Genomic DNA, 1,831 nt, shown 5'->3' with positions numbered 1-1,831 from the left:
GCGGGGTTGGGGCCTGGCTCAGAACCTCTGGCCTGGCCCGGGCATCGTAACCCGGCATCAGGCGGGTTCCTGTTTCGGTTGATTGTGTGTTTCGTGTTTACCGTGCTGCCCTGGTTAATGCTATGTCTACCCAGTCTTGTCGTCTAATCTCCGTCGTCATCATCACCCAAGATGAGGCAGAGCGCACCGCCAGAGCGATTCAGTCTTGCCTGCCCTTTGCCGATGAAATTGTGGTGGTTGATGGCGGCAGCAAAGATGCCACCGTGCAAACAGCACAGGCTCTGGGCTGTCAGGTCTACGTTAACCCCTGGCCCGGCTATGCCCAACAGCGCAACTTTGGGGCAGCGAAAGCGGCTTCAGACTGGATCTTTATGCTCGACTCTGACGAAACCGTCGATGCCGACCTAGCCCAGGCGCTAAACGCCTGGAAACAACGCCCTGCCGATGGCGTCTATGCCTTCAGGGTGAAGCGGATTGGCAATTTTTTTGATGCCTGGCTCGAAACCACCTCTGACCAGCTGATTCGGCTCTACCACCGGCAGCAGATTTCGATTCCTGAGGTGGTGGTTCATGAAGAGCCCGACCCAGGCAATTTACCTGTGGGTACGCTGACGGGCACGATTTGGCACTATGGGTTTCGCAGCCTCCATGACCATGTTCTGAGGTTCAATAAATACACCGATCTCGATGCCCAGGCGCTGTTAAAAAAAGGTAGAACCTTTAGCCCCCTGAGGCTTTTGGCACGACCTGTAGCCCGGTTTCTGCAGAAGTATCTGCTCCAGCGCATGTATCGCAAGGGCATGGCTGGCCTCACCGTAGCCCTGCTGTGGAGCTACTACGAAATTTTGCGCGAGCTCAAGCTGTATGAGCTTACCTGGGCGGCGACCAAGCCCGTGGTTCTGGCCTCGGCAAACTCTCCTGAACCGTCGATCTAGGACTGAAGAGTAAAGGGCAACCCACTGATTTGCCAGGGCAAATGACGTAATTCTGTGACGGCCTGTGACCCATTTGATCAGCACCTTTAACGACGACGATCGCATAGCTTGGCAAAAGCTGGTTTTGCTGGTCGGACTCGGCGTCATTACGCTACTGGGCTCGTTTACCGGGCCGGGGTTGGTGGTGCGGCTCTTTTTTATTGTGGCCTCGGGGGCGATCGCCTTTTATCTCTACTCAAAATCGACCCCGGAGTACATTAGCTTTGTCTTTTGGATTTGGTTTTTAGCGCCTTTTTTTCGGCGGTTTTCTGACTATTACAACGGCTTTGACGACCTGGGCATCATGATTTTGGCCCCCTATGTGGTCACCCTGGTCGCCATCATTAAGCTGGTGCAAAACCCCGCCCAGCTGAGCCGCATAGGTTACAGCAGTTTTACCCTGGCCCTAGCGGCGATCGCCTACAGCTTTTGGATTGGCTGGCTGAGTAACCCGCCTGTGGCGGTAATTCGCGCTAGCCTCGACTGGTTTCCGCCGGTCGTCTTTGGGTTGTTTTTAGCGCTGCACTGGCGCATTTATCCCCAGCTAAAACGGTCTATTCAAAAAACGTTTACCTGGGGCACCCTGCTGATGGGCAGCTATGGCATTTATCAGTACGTCATCGCCCCCGCCTGGGATGTCTACTGGATGAGAAACGCTGCCATTAACTCGGTGGGTCGGCCCGAAGCGTTTGGCATTCGCGTATGGAGCACCATGAACGCTCCCGGCCCGTTTGCGATCGCCATTTTGGCCGGCGTCATGATCTTGTTGTCATACCAGCCGCCGATATTTTTGCCCAGTTTTTTGACGGGGTTTCTATCCTTTTTGCTGGCGGGGGTGCGATCGGCCTGGGTGGGGT

The 1,831-nt window shown here is 55.2% G+C and carries 1 protein-coding gene and 1 pseudogene; both read left to right on the top strand.

Going from position 1 to position 1,831, the window contains the following annotated elements:
• The first annotated feature begins 122 nt into the window (after positions 1–122).
• Positions 123–935, top strand: a complete 813-nt coding sequence (locus IQ254_RS30960) for a glycosyltransferase family 2 protein (RefSeq protein WP_193969970.1) — start codon at positions 123–125, stop codon at positions 933–935.
• 64 nt (positions 936–999) lie between these two features.
• Positions 1,000–1,831: pseudogene (locus tag IQ254_RS30955) on the top strand (O-antigen ligase domain-containing protein); the annotation flags it as partial.

It is taken from the genome of Nodosilinea sp. LEGE 07088 (assembly GCF_015207395.1).
Classification (GTDB): Bacteria; Cyanobacteriota; Cyanobacteriia; order Phormidesmidales; family Phormidesmidaceae; genus Nodosilinea.
Note: the sequence above shows the minus strand (reverse complement) of the source record. Positions and strands in the feature narration are given on the sequence as shown.